This is a genomic window from Mesorhizobium sp. (assembly GCF_005063415.1).
Taxonomy (GTDB): Bacteria; Pseudomonadota; Alphaproteobacteria; order Rhizobiales; family Rhizobiaceae; genus Mesorhizobium.
This window is the reverse complement of record NZ_SUEG01000037.1, coordinates 1-24,373: the sequence shown is the minus strand read 5'-3', so window position 1 is coordinate 24,373 and position 24,373 is coordinate 1. Positions and strand designations below refer to the sequence as shown.

General features: G+C 63.0%; 18 protein-coding genes. 11 read left to right on the top strand and 7 right to left on the bottom strand.

Annotated features, from left to right (window positions below; all coding sequences use genetic code 11):
• Positions 1-8 precede the first annotated feature (8 nt).
• The 3 genes from E5W70_RS12650 to E5W70_RS12640 all read right to left on the bottom strand — a co-directional run bounded on the left by E5W70_RS12650 (position 9) and on the right by E5W70_RS12640 (position 3,481).
• Complete coding sequence (locus tag E5W70_RS12650) at positions 9-1,787, bottom strand: TRAP transporter large permease subunit (protein ID WP_292658370.1); 1,779 nt, start codon at positions 1,785-1,787, stop codon at positions 9-11.
• Positions 1,787-2,371, bottom strand: a complete 585-nt coding sequence (locus E5W70_RS12645; protein WP_292658329.1) for a TRAP transporter small permease subunit — start codon at positions 2,369-2,371, stop codon at positions 1,787-1,789. The genes E5W70_RS12650 and E5W70_RS12645 overlap by 1 nt, the downstream gene beginning before the upstream one ends.
• A 204-nt stretch (positions 2,372-2,575) precedes the next feature.
• Positions 2,576-3,481, bottom strand: coding sequence for a branched-chain amino acid ABC transporter permease (locus E5W70_RS12640; RefSeq protein ID WP_292658326.1), 906 nt, complete (start codon positions 3,479-3,481; stop codon positions 2,576-2,578).
• Positions 3,482-3,622: 141 nt separating this feature from the next.
• On the opposite strand from E5W70_RS12640, the gene E5W70_RS12635 reads away from it, so the two are divergent.
• The 11 genes from E5W70_RS12635 to E5W70_RS12585 all read left to right on the top strand — a co-directional run bounded on the left by E5W70_RS12635 (position 3,623) and on the right by E5W70_RS12585 (position 17,304).
• Positions 3,623-4,231 carry a CGNR zinc finger domain-containing protein gene (locus tag E5W70_RS12635; RefSeq protein ID WP_292658324.1) on the top strand — a complete coding sequence of 203 codons (609 nt, stop codon included), beginning with the start codon at positions 3,623-3,625 and terminating at the stop codon, positions 4,229-4,231.
• Positions 4,224-4,754 carry a hypothetical protein gene (locus tag E5W70_RS12630; RefSeq protein ID WP_292658321.1) on the top strand — a complete coding sequence of 177 codons (531 nt, stop codon included), beginning with the start codon at positions 4,224-4,226 and terminating at the stop codon, positions 4,752-4,754. Before E5W70_RS12635 ends, E5W70_RS12630 begins: the two co-directional genes overlap by 8 nt.
• A 224-nt stretch (positions 4,755-4,978) precedes the next feature.
• The gene (locus E5W70_RS12625; RefSeq protein ID WP_292658319.1) at positions 4,979-8,458 is read left to right on the top strand and encodes an indolepyruvate ferredoxin oxidoreductase family protein; all 3,480 of its coding nucleotides are present in this window, start codon (positions 4,979-4,981) and stop codon (positions 8,456-8,458) included.
• A gap of 152 nt (positions 8,459-8,610) precedes the next feature.
• A complete protein-coding gene (locus E5W70_RS12620) occupies positions 8,611-10,923 on the top strand; it encodes an EAL domain-containing protein (protein ID WP_292658316.1) in 2,313 nt (770 codons plus the stop codon).
• 151 nt (positions 10,924-11,074) lie between these two features.
• On the top strand, positions 11,075-11,851 hold the full coding sequence (locus tag E5W70_RS12615; protein ID WP_292658311.1) for a hypothetical protein: 777 nt from the start codon (positions 11,075-11,077) through the stop codon (positions 11,849-11,851).
• Positions 11,852-11,970: 119 nt separating this feature from the next.
• Positions 11,971-12,120, top strand: a complete 150-nt coding sequence (locus E5W70_RS12610) for a DUF3096 domain-containing protein (protein ID WP_013528205.1) — start codon at positions 11,971-11,973, stop codon at positions 12,118-12,120.
• A 170-nt stretch (positions 12,121-12,290) separates the two neighbouring features.
• Positions 12,291-12,515: an aa3-type cytochrome c oxidase subunit IV gene (locus E5W70_RS12605; RefSeq protein WP_292658309.1), complete on the top strand. Its 225-nt coding sequence runs from the start codon at positions 12,291-12,293 to the stop codon at positions 12,513-12,515.
• An 81-nt stretch (positions 12,516-12,596) separates the two neighbouring features.
• Positions 12,597-13,871 (top strand): Re/Si-specific NAD(P)(+) transhydrogenase subunit alpha, encoded by a 1,275-nt coding sequence (locus E5W70_RS12600; RefSeq protein ID WP_292658306.1) that lies wholly within the window; start codon positions 12,597-12,599, stop codon positions 13,869-13,871.
• Positions 13,868-14,293 (top strand): NAD(P) transhydrogenase subunit alpha, encoded by a 426-nt coding sequence (locus tag E5W70_RS12595; RefSeq protein WP_292658303.1) that lies wholly within the window; start codon positions 13,868-13,870, stop codon positions 14,291-14,293. The genes E5W70_RS12600 and E5W70_RS12595 overlap by 4 nt, the downstream gene beginning before the upstream one ends.
• Positions 14,294-14,299: 6 nt before the next feature.
• A complete protein-coding gene (locus E5W70_RS12590) occupies positions 14,300-15,697 on the top strand; it encodes an NAD(P)(+) transhydrogenase (Re/Si-specific) subunit beta (RefSeq protein ID WP_292658300.1) in 1,398 nt (465 codons plus the stop codon).
• Positions 15,698-15,789: 92 nt separating this feature from the next.
• Complete coding sequence (locus tag E5W70_RS12585; RefSeq protein ID WP_292658298.1) at positions 15,790-17,304, top strand: hypothetical protein; 1,515 nt, start codon at positions 15,790-15,792, stop codon at positions 17,302-17,304.
• 106 nt (positions 17,305-17,410) lie between these two features.
• Here E5W70_RS12585 and E5W70_RS12580 read toward each other — a convergent pair whose 3' ends face one another.
• The 4 genes from E5W70_RS12580 to E5W70_RS12565 form a co-directional block, all read right to left on the bottom strand.
• On the bottom strand, positions 17,411-18,328 hold the full coding sequence (locus E5W70_RS12580; RefSeq protein ID WP_292658295.1) for a hypothetical protein: 918 nt from the start codon (positions 18,326-18,328) through the stop codon (positions 17,411-17,413).
• 246 nt (positions 18,329-18,574) lie between these two features.
• The gene (gene gyrB / locus E5W70_RS12575; protein ID WP_292658292.1) at positions 18,575-21,046 is read right to left on the bottom strand and encodes a DNA topoisomerase (ATP-hydrolyzing) subunit B; all 2,472 of its coding nucleotides are present in this window, start codon (positions 21,044-21,046) and stop codon (positions 18,575-18,577) included.
• Positions 21,047-21,192: 146 nt separating this feature from the next.
• Positions 21,193-23,859 (bottom strand): caspase family protein, encoded by a 2,667-nt coding sequence (locus E5W70_RS12570; protein ID WP_292658290.1) that lies wholly within the window; start codon positions 23,857-23,859, stop codon positions 21,193-21,195.
• A gap of 58 nt (positions 23,860-23,917) precedes the next feature.
• Positions 23,918-24,373 (bottom strand): NADPH-dependent FMN reductase (locus E5W70_RS12565; protein WP_292658288.1); only part of this gene is annotated, 456 nt, incomplete at its 5' end.

The following is a 24,373-nucleotide window of genomic DNA, read 5'->3' as shown; positions in this document are numbered from 1 at the left end:
GGCCTTCCTCAGTTGAAACTCGGTGGTTGCGACAGATCGATTGCCGGTGCCGCCGGTTTCGCGGGCGGCTTTTCGTCGAAACTCGGCGGCTGCGACAAATCCGGTGTGGTAGGTGAGGCCGGGGCAGTGCCGCCGTTGGCCGGCGGCGCGCCAAGCGGCGACAAGCCGATGCCAGGCGTCTCCGGCACCTGATAGTTGATTGTGCCCGGATCGACGACGGTGCCTTTGTAGTGCATCACCATCTGCGGGAAGGCGATGGTCAGGCCGATCATGATCACCTGGATACAGACGAAGGGCACCGCGCCCCAATAGATCTGCCCTGTGGTGACCGGCGCGATCTGCTTGCCGCTGAGCCGGTCGAGATAGGGCACGCGCGCGGCGACCGAGCGCAGATAAAACAGCGCGAAGCCGAAGGGCGGATGCATGAAGGAGGTCTGCATGTTGACGCCCAAAAGCACGCCGAACCAGATCAGGTCGATGCCGAGCTTGTCGGCCGCCGGTGCCAAAAGCGGCACGATGATGAAGGCAAGCTCGAAAAAGTCGAGGAAGAAGGCGAGCACGAAGACGAGGATGTTGACGCCAATCAGGAAACCGACTTCACCGCCCGGCAGCGACGTCAACAGGTGCTCAACCCAGATGTGGCCATTGACCCCGTAAAAGGTCAGCGAGAACACCCGCGCGCCGATCAGGATGAACAGAACGAAGGACGACAGCCTGGTCGTCGAGGCCAGCGCCTGCTTGATCACGTCGAGCGACAGCCGCCCCTTCATCGCCGCCATCGCCAGCGCGCCGACGGCGCCCATGGCGCCGCCTTCGGTCGGCGTGGCGATGCCGAGGAAGATGGTGCCCAGCACCAGGAAGATCAGCGCCAGCGGCGGGATCAGCACGATGATCACCTGCTGCGCCAGCCTGGACATCAGGTTGATCTTCAGGCGCTGGTCGACGATCGCCACGACATAGATGAAGATGACGCCAATACTGGCGCCGAGGATATCGGCGTTGCCGCCATGGTTCGGCGCGAGGTAGCGATACGCCGAATAGGAAACCACCACCGCCGCCAGCAGCGCCGCCAGCAGCGACAGCACGCCATGGCCCAGCGTGCGGGCCTCAAGCGGCAGGGCCGGCATCGACTTCGGCCGGAAGATCGACATGAGGAGGATGTAGAGCATGTAGATGCCGGTCAAAATGAGCCCGGGGATCAGCGCCCCCTTGTACATATCGCCGACCGAGCGGCCGAGCTGGTCGGCCAGCACGATCAGCACCAGCGACGGCGGGATGATCTGGGCGAGCGTCCCGGACGCGGCAATGACGCCGGATGCCAGCCGGCGGTCGTAGCCGTAGCGCAGCATGATCGGCAGCGAAATCAGACCCATGGCGATGACGGAAGCCGCAACCACGCCGGTCGTCGCGGCGAGCAGCGCGCCGACGAAAATCACGGCATAGGCCAGGCCACCACGGACCGGTCCGAACAACTGGCCGATCGTGTCGAGCAGGTCTTCGGCCATGCCGGATCGTTCGAGCACGATGCCCATGAAGGTGAAGAACGGGATCGCCAGCAGCGTATCGTTCGACATCACCCGGCTGCCATAGAAATTATCCGGCAACGCGTGCAGCAACGGCCAGGCGAGATTGATTGAGCCGCCCGAATAGGGCGACAGCAGCACGCCGATGAAGAAGAACATCAGGCCGTTGGCGGCGAGCGAGAAAGCGACTGGGTAGCCGATCAGCAGGAAGACGACCAGCGAGGCGAACATGATCGGCGCCATGTTCTGGGCGATGAACTCGATCACGAGCGCACCTCTTCGACGAGCGCCTTGGCTTCTAGCTCGGCCTGCTCATGCACCGATATGAACGGAGTGGGATCGTCCATCTGACCACGCATGATGGCGATTTTCTTGATGATTTCGGAAATGCCCTGCAGCGCGAGCAGAAAAAAGCCGACCAGCAAGATCGCCTTCGCCGGCCAGATGATCAGCCCGCCGGAATTGTTCGACATCTCGCCGCTGCGATACGACAGCGACACATAAGGAACGAAATAGACCACCATCAACGTCACGAACGGCATCAGGAAGAAGACGTGACCGAAAAGGTCGATCCAGTGCTGCACGCGGCGCGAGAACATGCCGTAGACGATATCGATGCGGATATGGTCGTTCTGCTTCAGAGTGTAGGCGGCGGCCAGCATGAAGGCGGCGCCGAACAGATACCATTGCAATTCCAGCCAGGCGTTCGAGGACATGTCGAACACCTTGCGGATGACGGCGTTGGCGGCGCTTACCAGGATCGCCAGCAGGATCAGCCACGAAACCCATTTGCCGATGAATTCGTTCAAACGGTCAATGGCTCTGGAAAGAGCGAGAAGCCCTGCCATGCATTCCTCCCTTGTGTCAGAGCACGCCGGTTCCCTGTCCGTCGCGTCGCTGTGGACCAACGGTATGCAGTGCGTGGTTCGGCGGGTCAACATGGGACAGCCCGCATAAACACGGTTGTGAGGTGATGCCCGGCAAAATGCTGCCGCGTCCTTTGCATGTCCAAGGACATGCGGCGCTTTCACCCAACCAAAGTCGGGTGCGGCTCAGGCGATTTTCTGTTGGTCGCGGCCGGAGCCGATCAGCACAAGCATCGCGACGAGGAACAGGTACATCCAGCCGTCCCGCCATTCGAGCGGGAAATAGCCGGCCCATAGCGATTCGGCCATGCCGAAAGCGGCGGCGCCCAGTGCCGCCCGCAAAGGCGAAAGATAGCCGCCCACTGCGGTCACGAACAGGATTTTCAACCCGTAGACCAACCCTGTGCCGAAGCTGATGTTGCCGTAGTAGAAGGCGGCGAGCACGCCAGCCAGTGCCGCGCAAAGGCCGCCGAAAAGCACCGCACGCCGAAACACCGCGCGGACATCGACACCGCACATCGCAGCGGCCTTTGGATCGTCGGATACGGCACGCCAGCTTCGGCCGAAGCTGGAATGTGTGAACCCCCACGCAGCCAGCGCAATAGCCGCCAGCACGGCGGCGCAATCGAGCAATTGGATCAGCGTCAACGTCGCCTTGAAGCTGGCATTCTGCGCGAAGACGATGGTCTGGGCCAGCATTGGCGGCAACCATAGGTCATGGGTATCGGCGGCGATGCGGCTGGCTTCCGACAAGACCAGCAATATGCCGAGCGTCGTCACCACGATGGCGTTGGGCGAGCGGTCGGCCAGCGGTTCGAAGATGCTTCGCGACAGGACATGGCTGAGCAGCGCCGCATAAAGGAATGCCGCCGCTACGCCGAGCGCGACCGATGCAAACAGCGTCAGCCACAGCGCCTGATAGCCGAACGCCGCGGTGAGGATCATCGTATGCCCGCAAAAGGCGAACAGCGCGCCATAGGCAAGATTGGTGCGGTGCAGGATGCCGTTGGTCAGCACGTAGCCGAAGGCAAGCAATGCGTAGAGCGCGCCCGAATGCAGCCCGTTCAGAACCTGCTGGAAAAAATAGAGCATGCAAGACCCTCGATGCATGCCCCGCAATCGGGGCAGAGGTTTGGGACGAACGACATTCCCAATACGGCGATCGCCTCAGTGATGACCGTTGCACCCGGAATCTAACTTGTCAAACGCGATTTATAGGTTAGATTTCGCCGTATGACAGTATCCTGGACTCCGCACCGCTTCACCGGTGGCATGCTTGCGCTCGACACGGCGAACACCGTCGTTTTGAGGAACGATCCGGAGAAAACCTTCGACCGTTTCGACGATCCGGCCGAGATCGCCCGCTTTGCCGAAGCGGCGAGCGGCTTTCGCGCCGCCGAGCTCGGCGGCAGGCGGCTCGTGGCGCCGGCGCCTGAAAAGATCGCACCGGTGGTGCTGTCGATCCGGGAGACTACCGATCGACTGTTTCGCGGCGCGGTGTCGAAAGGTGTGATCGCGACAGGCGACATGCCGAAATTCCTGGAAGCCTGCGCCGGTGGCCTCGCCCATAGCCGCACCGAAATCGGCACGCCTGGGAAACCGTTCGGTGATCCGGCGACGCCGATTGCCTTCGAGGCGGCGCTTGCGGTCTCGGCGCTGTCGCTGCTGCGCAGCGACACCATCGCCAGGCTGAGGATATGTCCGAACTGCAGCTGGCTGTTTGTCGACAAAAGCCGCAATTCGAGCCGCCTCTGGTGCGACATGGCGGTGTGCGGCAACCGCCAGAAGGCAAACCGATACTATCGCCGCCGGACCGCGGCCAGGGAGGTCACCAATGTCTAGAATATTTTCGCGCGCGATGATTGTCGTCGCGGCGTTGTTCGCGGCGGCCGCGCTCGGCGCCTGCCGTGATTCCGGCAAGGACCAGCTGTTCGCCATTTCCGGGAAGCTGTTCGAGTTCAATTACCGGCTGGGTATCGCCACCTATGTCATCACCCTCAATCCGCTGCGGCCGGTGGGTGAGGGGCAGGTCGCTGTGGTCTCCTTCCAGAACCCGGCCGGTGGCGATCCGATCATCGTCACCCAGAAAATATGGCCGAAGCTGCCGCATGTGACGCTCACCAGCCCGCCGCTCACCTGCGTTGTCAAGGACAAGCCCTATGCGGTGTCGATCCGCATCGAGGATTCCAGCGGCAAGTTGCTGCAGAGTTTCGAGACCACTCTGACGTCCTCGCTCGACCAGTCGGTCCTGCCCGACCGGCCTCTGGTGGTCGGGCCAGTCTACGAGCTCAACAAGGACTTGGCCGGCCATGTCGACGGCAAGCTGCCCGGCGAACCGAAGCCCAGTTGCCCAAAGGCTGCATGATGCGTCACCAGCGGCACCGACCGCCGCCGGAATTTTCGTGCTCGGCCATCCTCCCCGACAGGCGTTTCGTGGCGCCACACGGCCGCGCACGGATCGTTTGTTGCGGACCGCCTGGCACCTTCGATTTTGTTTGACCTCCCCGGCAAGGGAAGAAAGACTGTGGGCACTCGACTCCGACGTTGGCCGCGCACCTCCAGGCGCGACCTCCGCACAGGAAATGCCTGATGACGCTGCACAATGTCGCGCTCGACGATAAGTTCGACCTGGCAAAGGAGCGCATCTTCCTGTCGGGTGCCCAGGCAGTCATCCGCATGCTTCTGATGCAGCGCGAGCGCGACCGCCGGGCTGGCCTGAACAGCGCCGGTTTCGTCTCCGGCTATCGCGGCTCGCCGCTCGGCGGCCTCGACATGCAGCTGTGGAAGGCCAGGAACCAGCTCGCTCAGTCGGACATCGTCTTCCAGCCCGGTCTCAACGAAGAGCTCGCCGCCACCGCCTGCTGGGGCTCGCAGCAGGCCGAATTGCTGGGCGAGGGCACCCATGACGGCGTTTTTTCGGTCTGGTATGGCAAGGGTCCGGGCGTCGACCGCTCCGGCGACGTGTTCCGCCACGCCAATCTCGCCGGGTCGTCGAAACATGGCGGCGTGCTGGCCCTGATGGGCGACGACCACATGGCCGAATCCTCGACCAACGCGCATGCCACCGAGTTCCTGTTCGTCGACACCATGGTGCCGATCCTCAATCCGGCCGGCGTCCAGGAGATCATCGACTACGGCCTCTACGGCTTTGCCATGTCGCGTTTTGCCGGCACCTGGGCGGCGATCAAATGCATCAAGGACAACATCGAATCGACGGCTTCGGTCGATGCCGCGCTCGACCGGCTAGATATCGTCATCCCGGACTTCGACATGCCGCCCGGCGGCCTGAACATCCGTAACGAGATCGACATGCTCGGCCAGGAGGAGCGGTTGCATGAATACAAGCGCGCCGCCGCTTCGGCCTTCATCCACGCCAATGGGCTGAACCGGATCGTCTATTCGGGCGGCAGCAGCCCGAAGCTTGGCATCGTCACCATCGGCAAAAGTTATCTCGACGTTCGCCAGGCACTGGAAGACATCGGCATCGACGAAACGGCCGCCAATCGTATCGGTATCAGGCTGTTCAAGGTCGGCTGTCCGTGGCCGCTCGACCTGCAGCACATCGCCGACTTTGCTCGCGGCCTCGACACCATCGTCGTCGTCGAGGAGAAACGCTCGCTGATCGAGGTGCAACTGCGCGAGAACCTTTACGGCACCGCGACGCAGCCGGTCATCGTCGGCAAGAAGGACGAGCGCGGCGACTGGCTGTTCCCGGCCAAAGGCGCGCTCGACCCCAACGATATTGCCATCGCGCTCGGCGAGAGGATTTTGCGAACGATCGGCCCATCGGAAGAAATCGCTGCGCGGGTGGCGAAGTTGCGCCAGTTCCAGGCGATGCTGGCCGACACGTCAGACATCGCCTCGCGCACGCCCTTCTTCTGCTCCGGCTGCCCGCACAATTCCTCGACCAAGGTGCCGGACGGCTCGCTCGCCGCCGCCGGAATCGGCTGTCATTTCATGGCGCTGTGGATGGACCGCAATACGGTCGGCTTCACCGCCATGGGCGGCGAGGGCGCGCAGTGGGTCGGCCAGGCGCCGTTCTCGAAGCGCGAGCACATCTTCCAGAATCTGGGCGATGGCACCTACAACCACTCGGGTGTGCTGGCGATCCGCTTCGCGCTGTCGACCGACGCCAACATCACCTACAAGATCCTCTACAATGACGCCGTTGCGATGACCGGCGGGCAGCCGCACGAGGGCGGCCTGACGGTGGACATGATCGCCAGGCAGGTGCGCGCCGAGGGCGTCGAGCGCATCGCCATCGTCACCGACGAGCCGGACAAATATGCCGGCAAGGTGGAATTTCCCGCCGGCGCCACCATCCATCACCGCGACGATCTCGATCTCGTCCAGCGCGAGTTGCGTTCGGTCAAAGGTGTCTCGGTGCTGCTCTACGACCAGACCTGCGCCGCCGAGAAGCGTCGCCGCCGCAAGCGCGGCACCTTCCCCGATCCCGACAAGCGTATCTTCATCAACGAGCTGGTCTGCGAAGGCTGCGGCGATTGCGGCGTGCAGTCGAATTGCGTCTCGATCCAGCCGGTCGAGACCGAATTCGGCCGCAAGCGTAAGATCGACCAGTCGAGCTGCAACAAGGACTTCTCTTGCGTCAATGGTTTCTGCCCGTCCTTCGTCACCGTCCACGGCGCAAAAATCAGGAAAGCCGAAGGCATTGCCGGCGCGGCCGACCCGCTCGCGGGGGTGCCGGTGCCGGGGCAATTCACGCTCGGTGAACAAGGCTGGGCGGCGATCATAGACGGTGTCGGCGGCACCGGCGTCGTCACCATCGGCGCGGTGCTCGGCATGGCCGCGCACCTGGAAGGCAAGGGCTGCGGCATGATCGACATGGCCGGCCTCGCCCAGAAGGGCGGCTCGGTGTTCACCCATGTCCGCATCGCCCGCACGCCGGACGACATCCACGCCATTCGCGTATCGGCCGGCAAGGCTGATCTCGTGCTTGGCTGCGATCTCGTCGTTTCGGGTGCCAAGAAGGTGCTGGCCGCGGTGCGCGAAGGCCATACCATCTTCCTCGCCAACACCGCCGAGATCATGCCGGGCGAGTTCGCCCGTTCGGCCGATTTCACGCTGCCCGTCGAGCGGCTGAAGAAAGCGATAAGAGCTGCCGCGGGCGACGACAGGGCGCATTTCTTCGACGCTACCCGCACCGCCACCGCGCTGTTCGGCAGCTCGCTTGGCGCCAACATGTTCATGCTCGGCTTCGCCTTCCAGCACGGCGGCTTGCCGCTGTCGGCGGAGGCGGTCGAGAAGGCGATCGAGCTCAACGGCGAGGCGGTGGCGATGAATGTCGCGGCATTTCGCTGGGGCCGCCGCGCCGCCCACCAGCCGAATTTCGTCCGCAGCCTTCTCGCCCAGCCGGGCAAGGCCACGCAGCCTGCCGCCACCGCCGAGACGCTGGACGATATAATTGCTCGCCGCGTCGCCTTCCTGACCGCCTATCAGAACGCCGCCTATGGCAAGCGCTATGCCGACAGACTGGCGACGCTGCGCAAGGCCGAAACCAATGCTGTGCCCGGTTCGACCGTGGTGACCGAGGCTGCCGCAAAGAACCTGTTCAAGCTGATGGCGATCAAGGACGAATACGAGGTGGCGCGGCTTTATACGGACGGCTCCTTTGCCGCAGAGCTCGCAAAGCAGTTCCAGAGCTACGACAAGCTCGAATTCCATCTCGCACCGCCGATCATGGGCAGGCGCGGCAGTGACGGCAGCCCGAGGAAATCGAGCTTTGGTCCGTGGATGATGAACGGGTTCCGCCTGCTGGCGGCGATGAAGGGGCTGCGCGGTACCGCTATCGACCTGTTCGGCTACAGCGCCGAGAGGCGTATGGAGCGGCAGCTTCTAACCTTGTATGAGGCGGATCTGGATCTCGTCGCCGGCGCGCTGGCACCGGGCAACATCGAGGCCGCCGCCGCGCTTGTTTCGGTGCCGGCGCTCATCCGCGGCTTTGGCCACGTCAAGCAGGCCAGTGCCGAAAAAGCCGCCGGCGAACGCCAGCGTCTGCTCGACCGCCTTTCGACGGCGCCGCTGCGGCCGCAGCTTCAAGCCGCCGAATGATTCCGCGTTGTGATACCCCTTGTTTACCTGAACCTGTAGTTTCCCTGTTTCCTCAACGTCAGCGATGGACCCCGGCGGGGCTCGAATCGCCGCTCTAAACCTTTCTTAAGGCCAATGTGACACTGCTGGGTTCCCAGGGTTGGGATCCAGGCGTGAATCTGAGACGAAAAAACGAGATTCCGGTCGACGTTTACATTCCGTTCGTGGAAACTCTGTTTCGCGACGGCGTGACGCTTTCGATCGGCATTGTCGCGCAGACCTTCCTGATCGGCCTTGTCTGGTGGAAAAGCGGCGACCCGCTTTATCTGCTTGTCGCGATCGCGATGGTTCTCGTCGGTATCTTCCGCATGAGAAACTTCCGCAAATACAACAGCTTGCCCCCGCCGACGACCTGGGAAGAGGCGCACAAGCGCGAGAACGACTACATCCTCTATGGCTCCTTGCACGGGCTCACGCTTGGCGCCTTCTGCCTGCTTGGCATCTATTTTGCGCGCGACAGTTTCGCTGAGATCGCCTCCGTCTGCCTGACGCTGGCCACGGCCACCTCCATTGCCGGGCGCAACTATGGCTCCCCGCGCATGGTCACCATCCTGACGCTTGCCTTGACGTGGCCGATCTCGTTGGGGTTCCTTTTACGTGGCGATATCTACCACATCCTTCTCGGGCTCCTGTCCGCGCCATTCCTGTTTGCGATTCGCAAATTCGCCGACACGGTCCGCGACGTGCTTTTTGCCGCCGTCTCGGAGGAAAAAAAGGCGAACCGCATCGCACAGCGTTTCAACCGCGCCCTCAACACCATGTCGCATGGTCTTGTCATGCTCGGTCCGGACGGCCGGGTAGCGGTGGCCAATGCCGAAGCCGCGCACCTGATGTCGCTCAAATCGCCGGATGCCTTGCTCGGACGCTCGATCCACGGTCTGCTGATGCGCGGCGTTGCCGGCGGCATGCTGGCGCCGAAGGATTGCCGCTACATCGAAGCCCAACTGACGCGCGCCCTGCGCGAGGGCCGCGACCGCAAGGTTCTGGTCTCGCTAGCCAACGGCCAGCACTATGAATTTTCTGCCCGGGAAGGCAGCCAGGAACTGGGCGTCGTCACTTTCGAGGATGTGACCGCCCGCGTCGAGGCCGAGGACAAAATACGCTTCATGGCCCGTTACGACAGTCTCACCGGCCTGCCCAACCGCGCGTATTTCCATGAACTGGTGGTGGAAGCCATGGCCTCGGGAGATCCAGACCGTCTCTGCGGACTGGTCGTCCTCGACCTCGATGATTTCAAGAGCGTCAACGACACGCTTGGTCATCCGGTCGGCGACGGATTGATTTACGCCGTTGCTGAGCGGCTGGCGGCAATTGCCGGCCCAGGTATCACCGTCAGCCGCTTCGGCGGCGACGAGTTCATGATCTTCTTCGAACGCATCGAAGATGAAAGCCATCTGACCGGCCAGGTTGATGAGATCTTTGTCAATCTACAGGGCGAGGTCGATGTCGCCGGCCACGGATTGCGCATCCAGGCCAGCGGAGGTGCGGCGCTCTCGCGGGTCAAGGATACCGACGTCGATGCCATGATCGTCAAGGCGGACCTTGCACTCTACAAGGCAAAGGAGCTTGGCAAGAACGGCTGGCGGCTGTTCGAGGCCTCCATGGACGCTGCGTTCCGCAGCCGTCAGCTGATGAAGGCGGACCTGCGCAGCGCTGTGGAAAACAACGAATTGCGGGTTGTCTATCAGCCGATCGTGGCGATGAGCACGATGCGTATCGCCAGTTGCGAGGCGCTGTGCCGCTGGGATCATCCCGATCTCGGGCCGATCTCTCCCGGTATCTTCATTCCTCTGGCCGAGGAAATGGGCATCATTTCCGACATCAGCACCTTCGTCCTGCATGCGGCCTGCACGGAATGCGCCAAATGGCCGGCCCAGACCAGCGTGTCGGTCAATCTCTCAGCCAAGGATTTCCGCAATCGTGATGTCATCCAGAAGGTTCGCGATGCGCTGGCCGGTTCCGGTCTGCCGGCCGACCGCCTCGAGATCGAGGTCACCGAGACGGCGCTGCTCGACGACAAGTCGCTGACACGCCAATATATCGAGGAATTGAAGCGGCTCGGCGTGCGTATTGCGCTCGACGATTTCGGCACCGGCTATTCGAGCCTGAGCTATCTCCATAAACTGCCGCTCGACAAGATCAAGATCGACCGCTCGTTCCTGATGGATGTCACTCAGAACAGACGGTCGCTCGAATTGCTCAAGGGCATCGTCAACCTGTCGCGGCCGCTGGGACTTTCGGTCACCGTTGAAGGCGTCGAGACTTTCGAACAGCTCAAGATATTGGCCCTGCAGGTCAAGCCCGACATGGTCCAAGGCTTTCTGTTCGGATCGGCACTCAGCGCGTCCGGCATCGAGACGATGTCGAGCACCGTCTGGCCGTTCGCCAAGGATATCCAGACCGCAAGGAAGGCGCCGCGGCGCTGATTTTGCGCTGAGAAAACCGCGCATTTTAGTATAATTTTATTAATTGTTAACCTTAACGAGCGGTAAACGAGCTCCTACTTATTTTCATCTTTACATCTCATGACCCGTCCGTAGTGTCGGCTGGTGGCGGTAATCGCGGGGAATAGAGTTCATGTGTGCCCAGTTGAGTTCGCTCGGCCATGCGGCGGGCGCTGGTGGGGAAAGTGCGCCCGAAATGTCCAGCTTCGCCAGGAATGTTTCGGCGATGCTGGAACGGACGGAATATCGCCGTTGCGACAAGGGCGAGGATCTCGAGGACATCTATCGCCTACGCTACAAGTCGTACCGTTCCAACGATATGGTTCCCGATAACGAGAACCACACCATTCACGACGAACTCGACGAGGTGCCTAACGTCTTCCGGTTCGGTGTCTACATCGACCAGGAACTCGTCAGCACGCTGCGTATTCATCACGTCACGCTGTCGACGCCAAGATCGCCTTCCACCAAGGCTTTCGGTGATATCGTCATGCCGATGCTGAGGGAGGGCATGAGCTTCGTCTGCCCCAGTCGGTTCGCCTCCGACCCGGAATGGTCACGCGTGTATCCGCAGATACCTTATCTCACGCTGCGGCTCGCCGGCATGGCATGCTTTCACTTCAACGCGCCCTATTGCCTTTCGACCATCCGCGAGGATCACGCCGGCTTTTACAAGCGGATCTACTACGCCGAGAAGATCAGTGAGCCGCGTGCCTATCCTGGCGTCTACAACAAGGTCGTGCTCTACCGTGCTGATGTTGGCGCTATTCGCGAACGGTCGCTGTCGCGCTTTCCGTTCTTCCGTTCGACGCCGATGGAGCAGCGCATGCTGTTCGATAGGCCAGGTGTCGGCGAACTCGCCCCGCTGACCATCTTGCCCACCGCCAAGTATTTTCGCGAAGCCGCCTGAACGAGCCCATGGAGCCTTCCGCTCGCTTCGGCGTTCTGGGCAAGGGTGCTGGCGGTAGGTTGGCATGGCCGATATCCGCCACGCATCGCTTCGACAGCGATCCGATCAAAGGAACCGATATGACCATTTCCACGCTCGCCCTTACCCCGCTTATCTCGCTGATTGCAGGCGTGCTGATCCTGGTGATGCCGCGGCTGCTCAATTATATCGTCGCCCTTTATCTGATCGTTGTCGGCCTGCTCGGACTGTTCCCGCATCTCGCCGGCTAACGACATCGGCAATGGCGGATCTGCCATCCATTGGGATTGGTACCGCGCTCCGCGCAGCGATTTCAAGTTTTGCTTGAGATTGTTGGCTGCGGCGATGCGGCAATAGCGCCATTGCCCTTAACGCGGCTTTTCGCTATGTGCCTGAAAGATGTCTTCGAAGGGGTATTCCTATGGCTGAACACACGCCGACCGGTCCTGTCGAACTGGGCGCGAAGATGGACTATGCCGAGCACGACCGCACCTATGCCGGCTTCCTCAGGCTCGCGAAATACGGATCGCTCTTTTGCCTCGCCGTGCTTCTGGCAATGGCTTTCGGCTTTTTTGCGGGAGGCTTCTTCTCAGGAACTATACTGTTCGTTCTGATCCTGGCCGTCGGCGCCTTTATTCTCCGATAACTCCTCCAACCTTTGTCGAAGGCGCCGCTCGGGGTCGGTCGGCGTCTTGCGGTAGCGGGTTCCGGCCGAAAGGATCATGCGGTGGGACAGACGGTTTTCATCCCTCGTGAGCTCGATGCGAACGAGCCGCGCGTCGCGGCCTCACCCGACACGGTGAAGCGGCTGGCGGCGCTGGGTTTCGACGTGGTTGTCGAAAGCGGCGCCGGCACGGCGTCGCGCATCCCTGACGACGAGTTTGCCAAGGCAGGCGCCGTGATCGGCAAGGCCGGCGATGTTTCCAGGGCTGATGTCGTGCTCAAGGTGCGCCGGCCGAGCGATGCCGAGCTGAAAGCGTATCGGCCGGGCACTGCCGTGATCGCCATCATGGATCCCTACGGCAACGACGCTGCCGTCGCGGCACTTGCCAGGGCCGGTATTATTTCCTTCTCCATGGAGTTCATGCCGCGCATCACCCGCGCCCAGTCGATGGACGTTCTATCCAGCCAGGCCAACCTCGCCGGCTATCAGGCGGTGATCGACGCGGCTGCCGAATATGACCGCGCCTTGCCGATGATGATGACGGCGGCTGGCACCGTACCGGCAGCGAAGGCGTTCGTCATGGGCGTCGGGGTCGCCGGTCTGCAGGCCATCGCCACCGCGCGTCGCCTCGGTGCCGTGGTCACCGCCACCGATGTACGCCCGGCCGCCAAGGAGCAGGTCGCCTCGCTCGGCGCAAAATTCCTGGCCGTCGAGGACGAGGAGTTCAAGGCGGCCGAGACGGCCGGCGGCTACGCCAAGGAAATGTCGAAGGAGTACCAGGCCAAGCAGGCGGCGTTGACCGCCGAGCACATCGCCAAGCAGGATATCGTCATCACCACGGCGCTGATCCCCGGCCGTCCGGCGCCGAAGCTGGTTTCGGCGGCGATGGTCGCCTCGATGAAGCCGGGATCGGTGATCGTCGACCTTGCGGTCGAGCGCGGCGGCAATGTCGAGGGCGCCGAAGCCGGCAAGGTGGTGACCACGGCCAGCGGGGTAAAGATCGTCGGCCATCTCAACGTTCCCGGTCGCGTCGCGGCATCCGCCTCGCTGCTTTATGCGAGAAACCTCTATGCCTTCCTCGAGACGCTGGTCGACAAGGCGGCGAAGACGCTTGCCATCAACCACGACGACGAACTGGTCAAGGCGACGATGCTGACCGATGGCCGCAAGGTCGTGCATCCCGCCTTCGTCAGGGCTGAGCAGGAGCCGCCAAAGGGCCAACATGTCGAACCGCCGGCCATTCCGGCCAAGACGATGGTTGCCGAGGCTTCGGCGAAGCCGGCTGCGAAGAGGCCGGCCGCTTCGAGGAAGCCCAAGACCACCGGAGGGATCGCGTGATGGATCAGACCCTGCAGAAAGCCCTCGACCAGCTCGACCAGGCCACAGCTGCCGTGCGGCTCGCCGTGCAGAACCTTGCCGTCGCTCCCGGCACTGAGGCGGCCGGCGACGCCGCGCACGCGCTGTCCGGCGGCGCCATCGATCCCTTCGTCTTCCGCTTCGCCATTTTTGTCCTGGCGATCTTCGTCGGCTACTACGTCGTCTGGTCGGTGACGCCGGCGCTGCATACGCCATTGATGGCGGTCACCAACGCCATTTCGTCGGTTATCGTGGTCGGCGCGCTGCTGGCCGTCGGCATCTCGGCCTCGGGCGTCGCCACCGGCTTCGGCTTCGTTGCGCTGATGCTTGTATCGGTCAACATCTTCGGCGGCTTCCTCGTCACCCAGCGCATGCTGGCTATGTACAAGAAGAAGGAAAAGTAGGCCGCTATGAACGCCAACTTCGCCTCCTTCCTCTATCTGGTCTCCGGCATCCTGTTCATCCTGGCATTGCGCGGCCTGTCGCACCCGACCACCAGCCGCCAGGGCAATATGTACGGCATGATCGGCATGGGCATCGCCATCGCCACGACGCTGGCGCTGGCCACCCCTTCCGCCGGCCGCTTCGCGCTGATCGTGCTCGGGCTGCTGATCGGCGGCTCGGTCGGCGCGGTCACGGCACGGCGCATTGCCATGACCTCGATGCCGCAGCTGGTCGCGGCCTTCCACTCGCTGGTTGGTCTTGCCGCGGTCATGGTGGCGGCCGCCGCCATCTATGCACCGGAAAGCTTCGGCATCGGCACCGTCGCCGATATTCATGCCCAGGCACTGATCGAGATGAGCCTCGGCGTTGCCATAGGTGCCATCACCTTCACCGGCTCGGTCATCGCCTTCTTGAAGCTCGACGGCCGCATGTCGGGCAAGCCGATCATGATCGGTGGCCGCCACTTCATCAACGCGGCCCTCGGCATTGCGCTGATCGTGCTGATCGTGCTGCTCGTCACCACCGAGACCAAGCTGGTCTTCTGGTTGATCGTTGCCGCCTCGCTGGTGCTGGGTGTGCTTCTCATCATCCCGATCGGTGGCGCCGATATGCCGGTGGTAGTGTCGATGCTGAATTCCTATTCGGGCTGGGCCGCCGCCGCACTGGGCTTCACGCTCGGCAATCTGGCGCTGATCATCACCGGCGCGCTGGTCGGCGCGTCCGGCGCCATCCTGTCCTACATCATGTGCAAGGGCATGAACCGGAGCTTCATCTCGGTCATCCTCGGCGGCTTCGGCGGCGAGACATCAGCCATTGCCGACGACGGCATCGAGCGCACGGTCAAGCAGGGCTCCGCCGAGGATGCCGCCTATCTGATGATGAATGCGCAAAAGGTCATCATCGTGCCGGGCTACGGCATGGCCGTCGCCCAGGCGCAGCATGCTCTGCGCGAAATGGCCGACAAGCTCAAGGCCAACGGCGTCGACGTCAAATACGCCATCCACCCTGTTGCCGGCCGCATGCCCGGCCACATGAACGTGCTCTTGGCCGAAGCCAACGTGCCTTATGACGAAGTGTTCGAGCTGGAGGACATCAACTCTGAGTTCGCGCAGGCCGACGTCGCCTATGTCATCGGTGCCAACGACGTCACCAATCCCTCTGCTCGTGACGACAAGTCCTCACCGATCTACGGCATGCCGATCCTCGACGTCGACAAGGCGCGCACTTGCCTGTTCGTCAAGCGCTCGCTCGGCTCCGGCTATGCCGGCATCGACAACACGCTGTTCTACAAGGACGGCACCATGATGCTGCTCGGCGACGCCAAGAAGATGACCGAGGAGATCGTCAAGGCGATGGATCACTGAAACGACGTCGTTGCCAACTCACTGCCGATCGTCGAATACAGCCCGGCTCCGCGCCGGGCTTTTTCTTGGCTGTTACCGGTTGTGAAGATACGATGCCGACCCGTCGTCTTGCTAACGGCGTCATCGTGGAGGTGCTGGTGCCCAACCCTGGTTCTGCTGCATCGCCGGCCGCCGATCTGACCGCAGCAGCGAAGGCGCCACGCAAGCGCAGCCAGGCGGTGGTGGTCGTGCACGGCATGGGCGAACAACGGCCCATGGACACGTTGAGGGGGTTTGTCCAGGCCGTATGGAGCCACGATCCGGCCCGTGCTCCGTTCTATGCCCATGTCGCCGATCCGGCCGACCCGATGGGTGCGAAGATCAACCAGAGCTGGATCACGCCCGACAGCCGGACCAATTCGCACGAGCTTCGCCGGATCACCACGCCCTATGATGTCGATGGCCGCCGCACCGATTTCTACGAGCTTTACTGGGCCGACATCACCCAGGGCACGACCCGGAGCCGCCTTGCTGCCTGGGTGACGACCCTGCTCTGGCGCAAGCCCGCCGATATTCCGCACGATGTGCGCAAACTCTACGCCGTCACGCTTTTGGCCACCATCGTCGTCCTCGGCGCGGTGCTGGCGCTGGCAACGTCGGCCTGGCAAGGCTACATCTCCTGGACGACCGGCGTGCTTGTCACGGTTCTGGCGTCGTTCGTCATCTGGTCGGTGGACCAGTTTGGCTTGCCTTATTTTGGCGACGTCGCCGCCTATGTGCGGGCCGAAGCGGCAACGGTCGAGAAGCGGGCGCTGGTCCGCGAGCGTGGCCTCAAGCTGCTGAAGCGCCTCATGACGGACGACGCCTACGACCGCATCGTGCTGGTCTCGCACAGCCTGGGGTCGATCATCGCCTATGATCTGTTGCAGATATTATGGGCCGATTTCAGGCCTCGAAAGCTGGAAGCCATTCGTGACAGAGCGCGGCTGAAGGCGATCCACGCCGTCGACAAGGCAACGCTGGCCGCCGATGCGTCCGCCTGGCCCGACAGCCTCGACGACCTCCCCGCATTCCGGCGCAACCAATGGGAGCTCTACCGGCAGCTTCGCGTCGGCGACGCCGATCATCCGCTGTCGTGGAAGATCAGCGATTTCGTCACGCTCGGCAGTCCGCTGACGCACAGCGAGTTTCTGGTGACTTACAACCTCGCCGAATTCAGGCGCGGCATCGCCGAGCGGCTGTTCTCGGCATGCCCGCCGATCGCCGACAGGGCGGCGGGCGGGACCATGCTCTACCAGGAAGGGCGCAGCCATTCCGGCAAGCCGCAGCGGGCGGTGCATCATGGCGCGGTGTTTGCCGCGACGCGCTGGACCAATATTTTCGACAGGGGCAATGGCTGGCTGACCGGCGACCCGATTTCAGGGCGGATGACGGAGAACTTTGGTCCCGGCGTGGAAAACGTTCAGGTCGAGCTGCGCGGCTCGCGCGGCCGCGTCTTCACGCACAGGCTCTACTGGTCGGTGACGGCGAGCGGCGTCGAGGTCAACGCGCCGGCCGGTGCACAGCCGCGCTCGCACCTTGCCGTGCTGCGCGATGCGGTCGATCTTGGCCGCAAGCTGGAGGACTGAGCTATCGGCGGCGAGCAGCGCACGACAATGCTGCGCCGGCAGTTCAAAGCAAGGTCCCCTTCGGGCGTAATCTTCCCGAAGCGGATGGAGTTGGCTTAGCCACGGATCAGCGATTGGTCAGGAAAATTGCTTCCTCGTCGTCGCGCTGCCTGCCGCCAAGTGCTGCAGCCGCGCTGGCAATGAAGGCCCCGACGACCAGCGACAGCGCGCTAATCAGCGAGAAGGTGGCGCCTGCCTTTCTGGCGGTGTCGGCCGCCTGCTGGGCCTTGACCTTGGCGTCCTGCGCTCTGGCGATTACCGCATCGACGCGAGCGGTGGCATCAGCTTCGGACAGGCCTGTGCGGGCGGCCACCAGCCGCGACAGATACGTCTTGTCGTCGGCCGATATTTCGCCTGCTGCGGCACTCGCGATCAGAATGCGCGATGCCTGCGCCGTTGCAGCAGCGTCGCTCTCCGGATTGGCGGCAGCGAGCCTGGCCGGATCGGCCGGGCGGAACAGCGTATCGACGAAATACGATGTGGCGTTGTCTGTCGAGGCGCTACCCGCGTTTGCAGCAGCACCTGCCGAAGCGCCCATTGCCGCGCCCGATGCCACAGTCGAAGCAGCCTGGACACCGGTACCTATCGCGGCCGAAAGCGCCGTGCCGAGCACGCCGGCGACGAGCAGCGTCGCCAGCGCCCAGGCCAGGAAGCCGTGAGCGGTATCGCGGAAGAAGACTTCATCGGTGTGGATGCCGACCCATTTGGTGCGCAGGCGTCCGGCGAGGTAGCCGCCGACGCCCGATGACAGCCATTGCACGACGATCAGCCAGACGGCGGTGGAAACGGCGAAAGTGGTGACTGACGCACCCGAGCCGGACCATGGCGACACCATGCTCAGCCCAAGCCCGGAGCCGAGCAGCATCAGAATGAAGGTAAGTGTCGAGGCAGCAAAGGCCCCGGCGACGATTGGCCCCCAGCTGACGGCGGGGGAAGAGGATTCCGTCGGTGCGGAAACGTCGACAGTCGTTAGGGTTGACGGCATCGAAGCCCCCTACCGTGCGAACAGCATGATCAGAATAATGATTGGAATCGGGACTCCGAGAAGCCAGAGCAAAATGCCACGTCCCATGGATGCCTCCTGCGGCGATTGTGATCAACTACAATGCCTTGAAAGACTTTCCGTTCCCGGCGATCCGTGGTGGTCTCTGTTGCAATGCAGCAGACAACATTGGTGCGCCGACGCGCACCAATGCACATCATATCTGCCGATCGGGCTCTGGATCGCGGCTCAGATATCCAGATTGGCCACAGACAACGCGTTTTCCTGGATGAATTCGCGCCTTGGCTCGACCTCGTCGCCCATCAGCCGTGAAAACAATGAGTCCGCATCAGTCGCGTCATTGACCTTGACCTGTAAGAGCGAGCGCACATTCGGGTCGAGCGTCGTTTCCCAGAGCTGCTCGGCGTTCATTTCACCAAGGCCCTTGTAGCGCTGCATGGTCAGGCCCTTGCGGCCGGTGGCAAACACGGCATTGAGCAGCGCCAGCGGCCCCGAAATGGTTTCTGAGACATCCTTGCGGCGCAGCACCGGCGGCTCGCCATAGATTTCCGCCAGGCGCGGCGCATAGCGGTCGAGCTGGCGTGCGTCGGCGGAATTGATCAGCGCCAGGTCGAGATGCGCGAACTCCTTGACGCTGCGCACCGTTCGCTCGAAGACATAGCCGCCAATGCCTTCGTTCGAGGTCGACATGCGGCCGATCCAGCCGCGCTCGGTATCCTCGGCGATAATGTCGAGACGACGGGCAACACGCTCGGCCGTCTCGTTGGCGCGGCGGAGGTCGGTGAAGATCTCCGGGTTGAGCGCGCCGGCAATCGCTGCCTGCTCGACCACGCCTCTGTTATAGCGCGTGTGCAATCCGTTGATGAGCTGGCGGACAGCTAGGGCGTCGTCGATGGCACTGCGCAGGTCCTGCCCGGCCCGCACCTCGCCTGTGCTGAGCGCAAGCGACGCTTCTTCCAGCCCGGAGCCGATCAGGAATTCCTCGAAGGCGGCTTCGTCCTTGATGTATTGCGAGCTCTTCCCGCGCGTCACCTTGTAGAGCGGCGGCTGTGCGATGTAGAGATGACCGCGTTCAATCAGTTCCGGCATCTGGCGGAAGAAGAAGGTCAGCAGCAAGGTGCGGATGTGGGCCCCGTCGACATCGGCGTCGGTCATCAGGATGATCTTGTGGTAGCGCAGCTTGTCGGCGTTGAACTCGTCCTTGCCGATCGAGGTGCCGAGCGCGGTGATCAGCGTGCCGATCATGTCGGAGCCGAGCATGCGGTCGAAGCGGGCGCGCTCGACATTGAGGATCTTGCCGCGCAGCGGAAGAATGGCCTGGTTCTGGCGCGAACGGCCGCCCTTGGCCGAGCCGCCGGCGCTGTCGCCCTCGACGATGAAGATCTCGGATTTCGCCGGATCGCGCTCCTGGCAATCGGCTAGCTTGCCGGGCAACGAGGTGACGCCGAGCGAACTCTTGCGGGTGATGTCGCGTGCCTTGCGCGCGGCTTCACGCGCGGCAGCGGCCTGGATAACCTTCTCGATGACCGCCTTGCCCTCGGTCGGGTGCTCCTCGAGCCAGGTGCCGAGCGCCTCATTGACGAGCCCTTCGACCACTGGGCGGACCTCGGACGACACCAGCTTGTCCTTGGTCTGCGAGGAGAATTTCGGGTCGGGAACCTTGACCGACAGCACCGCGGTCAGCCCTTCGCGGCAATCGTCGCCGATCAGCGCCACTTTTTCCTTCTTGGTCAGGCCCGAGGAGTCGCCATAGCCTGTTATCTGGCGTGTCAGCGCACCGCGAAAGCCTGCCAGATGCGTGCCGCCGTCGCGTTGCGGGATGTTGTTGGTGAACGCCAGCACGTTTTCATGGTAGCTGTCGTTCCACCACATGGCGACTTCGACCGTGATGCCGTCGCGCTCGGCGCGGATCGAGATCGGCTTGTCGAGCAACGGCTTCTTCGTCCGGTCGAGATATCGGACGAACTCTTCCAGCCCGCCATCGTAGTGCAGTTCATGGCGCACGATGTCGGCATGGCGGGCATCGGTCAAAACGATGCGCACGCCGGAGTTCAGGAAGGCGAGCTCGCGCAGCCGGTGTTCCAGAGTGCCGTAGTCGAATTCGACCATGGTGAAGGTCTCGGACGACGGCAAGAACGTGATTTCGCTGCCGCTGCGGCCTTCATAGGTGCCGGGGACCTTGTCTTGTTCATAACTGCCGGTGATGCGCAGCGGCGCGTCGGCATTGCCATGCGTGAAGCTCATCTCGTAGATATGGCCGTTGCGCCGGATTTTCAGCTTCAGCCAGGCCGATAGCGCGTTGACGACTGACACGCCGACGCCGTGCAGGCCACCCGACACCTTGTAGGAGTTCTGGTCGAACTTGCCGCCGGCATGCAGCTGCGTCATGATCACTTCGGCCGCAGAAATGCCTTCGCCGGTGTGGATATCGGTCGGAATGCCGCGGCCATTGTCGATGACCGTCACCGATCCGTCCGGGTTGAGCGTCACCGTTACCAGGTCGGCATGGCCGGCCAGTGCTTCGTCGATGGCGTTGTCGACCACCTCATACACCATGTGGTGCAGGCCCGAGCCGTCGTCGGTGTCGCCGATATACATGCCCGGCCGCTTGCGGACGGCATCCAAGCCCTTCAAAACCTTGATGGAATCGGCGCCGTATTCGGCTTCAACGCCGTTGGCGATGTCGGTCTGTTCGCTCATGAAAACCTGTCTGATTGATGCCGTGTGCAGAGCGCGAAAAATCGGCTTCGAATCGCGCATTTCTAATGTCGTAGATATAGGCGCAAAAGGCGGTTTTTCCAAGGTTTGCAGGCATTTCCGAACGGAATGACCGTCGCGTCGGCCGGCTACCGGCGCTTGGCTTCGATCCTGGCCAGCCGCTCCCGCAGGAACTTGACCATGAACTTGTATCGCGGCGCCAGCCGACCGGTCCGGTCGAGCTCGCGCGTCATGTCGAGCGCCTTGGAAAGCACGGCCTTCGGGTCCTTTGCGACTTGCGCGTAGTCGATATAGGCGACCACAAGGTCGCGCTGCCAGGTGGCATTGTCCGGATCGGACCGGGCAAGTTTCTCACGAATGGTCAGGCTGTCCTGAAGGGCTTGCCGGGCTCCCCTGATATCGCGCTGCCTGAGGCGCAGCGTGGCGACTTCGGACAGCGTTATCGACAAGTCCCGCTGCCAGTCGGAATTTGCGGGATCGAGCTTGGCCAGCCGCTGCGCAATCGCATAACTGTCCAGATAGGCTTTCAGTGCGCCTTTGTGGTCGCCCTGTATCGCCAGGACGCCGGCGACTTTCTCGAGGCAAACGGACAGGTCGCGTTGCCAATCGGTGTTGCTCGGGTCGCCGGCGGCGAGCGCGCTGGCCTGCGAAAGTGCCTCACGATAAGCCGAAAGTGCCGCCGGCCAATTCTGCTGGTCGCTCAGCGCATTGCCGATCTTGGCGTTGCCGACCGACAGGTCGCGCTTCAACTCGGTGTCGTCCGGATCGCGTTTAGCCAGTTGTTTGACGATCGCCAGGCCTTCCTTGTAGGCCGCCAGCGCCCCGGCGGCGTCGCCGCGTTCGCGCAGCAGGTCGCCTATCGTATCGTGGCTGACCGAGACGTCACGCTGCCGGTCGGCGTCTCCCGGTTTGTCCGCCGCCAGCGCCAGCCGCACCTTCAGGCTCTCTTCATAGGCCGCCTGTGCGTTGTCCAGTTGGCCTGCGACATGGGCAAGGTGACCGATCTCATCGTAGGTGATGGTCAGGTCGCGCTGCAGTTCGGCACGGTCGGGCTCTCCAGCGGCGAGCTGTTTCTTGATCGACAGGCTTTCCTGGTAGACCTCTGCGGCGCCGGCCAGATCGCCTTGCGTCGCCAGTACGTTGCCGATCTTGTCGTCGGCCATGGCGAGGTCGCCGAACCACTCCAGATTGTCCGGTTCTGCCTCGGTCAGGCCCTGCAGAATGGTCCTGGCGGTCTCATAATTCTGCAGCGCTGACGGCAGATTGCCTTGCGCCATCCGCACATTGCCGAGCTTGACGTGGCTGACGGCGAAGTCGCGCTTCACGTTGGGATCGGTTTCATGATGCGACCGCCGCTCGAGATCGGCTTGCAGCGCCTCGAAGGCGCGGCCGGCCGCATCGATATTGCCGACCGTGGTATAGAGCTTGCCGAGCTCGTCCAGCGTGCGGATCAAGCGGTCGGCGTCGTCCAGCGATAGCACCACCTGCCCGGCTTCGCCATAAAGCGCGAGCACGGATTCATAATCCTTGATGGCTGTGGCGTAGTCGAGGTCGGCGCGCGCCGCCCCGCCGGACAGATAGCGCGTTGCGGCCTCGGAGAGCGTGCGGCTGACGAAATTGGCCTTCAGCGCGTTGCGCGAGACATTGTCGATCTCCGCTGCCTCGGCAAGCTTTTTCCGCGCGGCATCGAACGCTCCCAGCGAAAGCTGCTCTTCGGCCTGCCGGCGCAACGCCGCCACTCTGAGATCGTCGGATCCAAGCGTCTGCATTTCGCTCCGCACCTTGACGAAGGCGTCGGCTGCCTCACGCAGCCTGGCGTTCAGACTGTCCGCGGAGAGGTGGCCGGCATCGGAACTGATCAACGCGCCATAGAGCGGTGCCAGCGGCATGTCGGCGTCGCTGGCGATCTTCTCCACTTCGCCGCGCATCTGAGGCGTCACCTCGGCCATGGCCAGCAACAAGCGTTCGCGCTCCGGCAATTTCTCCCTGGCCGAGGCGGCAAAGAACAGCTGCGGCAGGCCGCTCTCGACATAGGGCAATTGCCTGCCGCGCGAGAGATCGTAGACCTCCTGCTGCACGAGCGACAGCACGGAGCGGATCTCGAGACCTTCGGTGCCGAGGTATTTCGTCAGCGCCGCGGTAAACGGCGAATTCTGGCCCGTCCCGTCCGCGGCGGTCTCGCCGGGCGCCGCCGAGAAGGCAAACAGGATGTTTTCTGCCCGCCCAATGCGGCCAAGACCCGGCCGGACCTTGTCGCTGACCTCTTTTACCAGCGCCGTTGCGCCGCGGCCTTCGCCGCCCGTAGCCGCGAATGGATCGCTGCGGCAGGCATCGAGCACGATCAGTCCGACCTTGCTGGTGGCGGCGACGGTCGCGCGGATCTCCTCCAGCGGCAGGCTGGTCCTTTCCAGCGTAGCGAGCGACGACGCGTCTGCATCCACCGGCAGGAGCCGATTCTCGCCGGCGATCTCGACGCCGTGGCCGGAGAAGAACACCAGCGCCACGTCGGCGCCTTTGGCATCCTCGCGGAAATCGTCGAGCGCCCGGCGCATGCGCCGCAGGTCGCGGTTGGTTTCGAGGAAGACCTCGAAACCGAGCTTCCTCAGCACGGTTTCCATGACCTCGCCGTCATTGACAGGATTGGCGAGCGGCCGGATCAGCCGGTAGTCGTTCTCGGCGATGACCAGCGCAACGCGCCGCTCCGCCATTGCAGCGGAGGCCGTCGAGAGGATCAGCAGCAAGGCAAACAGAAAACGCAAATCGAACCGCCCCGGCCCGGTCATTTGCCGGAGCATTCCATCTCTTTATGGCATGAGCAAGTTACGGCATCGGCCAGCCGGGCCGTTCGTGTTGTCAGCCGACCCGCATCGGCCTCAGCGCTTCGCTCCAGCGGAACAGCTCGTCCAGCATGGTCCTGGCCCCGCCGAGCACCTGCTCGCTGGGCACGAAGGCGCCCGTCTCGTCGAGCAGCTTCTGGTACATCGGCAGCGCCACGCCTTCCGGAATCGGCATGACGCCGACGGCGGTCAGCAGCGGTTTGACCGCCTGCGCCGCTCGCAAGCCGCCGGAGACACCACCGTAGCTAAGGATGGCGGCCGGCTTGTATCGCCATTCCCTGAGCAGGTAGTCGACCGCGTTGACGATCGCGGGGGCTGCGAAATAATTGTATTCCGGCGCCACGAAGACGAATGCGTCGGCGGCGTCGATTGCTTTCGACCATGCTTTCGTGTGGCTGTTTTCGTATTTGCCGAGTCTCGGATGATGCGGCTCGTCCAGCACCGGCAGGTTGAAGGCGGCGATGTCGGTGAG

Excerpts from the sequence above, each read along its gene's own strand:
- E5W70_RS12580 (WP_292658295.1), bottom strand. The coding sequence starts at position 18,328 with ATGCCGTCAACCCTAACGACTGTCGACGTTTCCGCACCGACGGAATCC.
- E5W70_RS12640 (WP_292658326.1), bottom strand. The coding sequence starts at position 3,481 with ATGCTCTATTTTTTCCAGCAGGTTCTGAACGGGCTGCATTCGGGCGCG.
- E5W70_RS12635 (WP_292658324.1), top strand. The coding sequence starts at position 3,623 with ATGACAGTATCCTGGACTCCGCACCGCTTCACCGGTGGCATGCTTGCG.
- gyrB (WP_292658292.1), bottom strand. The coding sequence starts at position 21,046 with ATGAGCGAACAGACCGACATCGCCAACGGCGTTGAAGCCGAATACGGC.
- E5W70_RS12615 (WP_292658311.1), top strand. The coding sequence starts at position 11,075 with ATGTGTGCCCAGTTGAGTTCGCTCGGCCATGCGGCGGGCGCTGGTGGG.
- E5W70_RS12610 (WP_013528205.1), top strand. The coding sequence starts at position 11,971 with ATGACCATTTCCACGCTCGCCCTTACCCCGCTTATCTCGCTGATTGCA.
- E5W70_RS12585 (WP_292658298.1), top strand. The coding sequence starts at position 15,790 with ATGCCGACCCGTCGTCTTGCTAACGGCGTCATCGTGGAGGTGCTGGTG.
- E5W70_RS12570 (WP_292658290.1), bottom strand. The coding sequence starts at position 23,859 with ATGCTCCGGCAAATGACCGGGCCGGGGCGGTTCGATTTGCGTTTTCTG.
- E5W70_RS12590 (WP_292658300.1), top strand. The coding sequence starts at position 14,300 with ATGAACGCCAACTTCGCCTCCTTCCTCTATCTGGTCTCCGGCATCCTG.
- E5W70_RS12625 (WP_292658319.1), top strand. The coding sequence starts at position 4,979 with ATGACGCTGCACAATGTCGCGCTCGACGATAAGTTCGACCTGGCAAAG.
- E5W70_RS12605 (WP_292658309.1), top strand. The coding sequence starts at position 12,291 with ATGGCTGAACACACGCCGACCGGTCCTGTCGAACTGGGCGCGAAGATG.
- E5W70_RS12630 (WP_292658321.1), top strand. The coding sequence starts at position 4,224 with ATGTCTAGAATATTTTCGCGCGCGATGATTGTCGTCGCGGCGTTGTTC.
- E5W70_RS12645 (WP_292658329.1), bottom strand. The coding sequence starts at position 2,371 with ATGGCAGGGCTTCTCGCTCTTTCCAGAGCCATTGACCGTTTGAACGAA.